The organism is Azospirillum sp. TSH64 (assembly GCF_003116035.1).
In the GTDB taxonomy this organism is placed as follows: domain Bacteria; phylum Pseudomonadota; class Alphaproteobacteria; order Azospirillales; family Azospirillaceae; genus Azospirillum.
This window is the reverse complement of sequence record NZ_LGQW01000010.1, coordinates 1-1832: the sequence shown is the minus strand read 5'-3', so window position 1 is coordinate 1832 and position 1832 is coordinate 1. Positions and strand designations below refer to the sequence as shown.

General features: G+C 72.2%; 1 protein-coding gene. It reads right to left on the bottom strand.

The features are described from left to right. Positions 1–1832 (bottom strand): condensation domain-containing protein (locus TSH64_RS01485; protein WP_247872697.1); only part of this gene is annotated, 1832 nt, incomplete at both ends.

Below are 1832 nucleotides of genomic sequence, written 5' to 3'. Positions count from 1 at the left end.
TGGTTTTTGATGGCCTCGTCGACGGGGTAGTTCTCGAAGACGAGGATGCTGTCGAACAGGGCCCGCGCGCCGCCGCTGGTGCCGAGGCTGGAGCCGGCCCAGCGCTGCACCTCGTGCAGCGGCGTGTGCTCGTGCTCGCGCATCTCCAGGTTCCGCCGCTGCAACCCGCGCAGCCACTCCCCCACCCGCTCATCCGATGGCGGACGCTCCACCACCGGCAGCGTGTTGATGAACAGCCCCAGCGTCTCCTCGACGCCGGCAAGCTCCGCCGGACGGCCCGACACCGTCGCACCGAACGCCACCGTCTCCTGCCCGCTGTAGCGTTGCAGAAGAAGCGCCCACGCCCCCTGCACCAGCGTGTTCAGCGTCACCCGCTGCGCCTGCGCGAACGCCTGCAACCGCCGCGTCGCACCGCCGTCCAGCCGCAGCCGCACAATGCCGTGCCCCGCCTGCGGATGCCGGCAGGGCAGGCTCGCCGCCAGCAGCGTCGGCGCCTCCAGCCCCGACAGGCGCCCGCGCCAGAAGCGCTCCGACGCCGCCGCATCCTGCCGCCCGAGCCACGCGATGTAGTCGCGGTAGCGGCCCGCCGCGCCACCGACCGCGCCGTCCACCTCCGCTCCCCGGTAGCGGCCCAGCGCCTCCGCCACCAGACGCGCGCTGCTCCAGCCGTCCAGCAGAAGGTGGTGGCTGGTCCAGATCAGGCGATGGCGCGCTTGGCCCTGTGGCCCCTGCCCCAGCCGCACCAACAGAACCCGCTGCAACGGCGGACGGCCAAGCTCGAAGCCACGGGCACGCTCCTCCCGCGCCAAGGCACCCAGAGCCTCCTCCAGGTCGGCGCCGGCGAGGCCGCGGTCGCGCCAGTCCAGCACCGACACCGCATCGCCCACCCGCTCCCACACCGCCTGCAATGGGGCAGCAAGCCGGCTGCCCCACAGGAAACTGGTGCGCAGCACGGCATGGCGCGCCGTCACCCAGGCCCAGGCGGCGGCGAAGCGGGTCTCCTCAAGCCCCTCCACCTCGACGGCGAGCTGCGTCACATAGGGGCTTTCGCCCTCCGCAGCGCCTTCCAGCGCATGGAACAGCATGCCCTGCTGCATCGGGCTCAGCGGATAGAGGTCCTCCACCTCGCGCGCCGGCAGCGCCAGGGCGTCCAGCTGCCCCTGCGTCAGCCCGGCCAGCGGAACGTCCGACGGCGTCAGCCCGCCGGCCGAGGACTCGCAATGCGCAACCAGTGCCCGAAGCTCCTCCCCATAGGCCGAGGCCAGCCCCTCCACCACCGGCGGCGCCAGCACCGCACGGCTGTAGCTCCAGTCGAACACCAGTTCCCCGTCATAGACCCTGCCGTCGATGCTCAGCCAGTTGCCGAGCGGGGCGTCGGCATCGAGACGGGCACCCGCCGGCTCGTTGGCCGGCACGAAGCGGGCGGTGTCGTCGAAGCTGCCGTCGAACTGGCCCAGATAGTTGAAGGTCACCCGCGCCTCGGGCAGGGCCCGCAGCGTTGCCTGCGCCTCTGCATCGCCCAGATGGCGCAGCACGCCGTAGCCCAGCCCGTTCGACGGAACCGCCCGAAGCTGCTCCTTCACCGCCTTGATCGCCGCGCCAATCGCAGTGCCCTCCTCCCCTCCGGGGTGCAGATGCACCGGATAGGCGGTGGTGAACCAGCCGACGCTGTGGCTGAGGTCCAGGCCGCCCACCAGCTCCTCGCGGCCATGCCCCTCCAACTGCACCAGCGCCGACACTTCGCCGCTCCACCGGCACAGCACCCGCGACAGCGCCGTCAGCAGAAGGTCGTTCACCCGCGTCCGGTAGGCCGCAGGCGCCGACGACAGCAG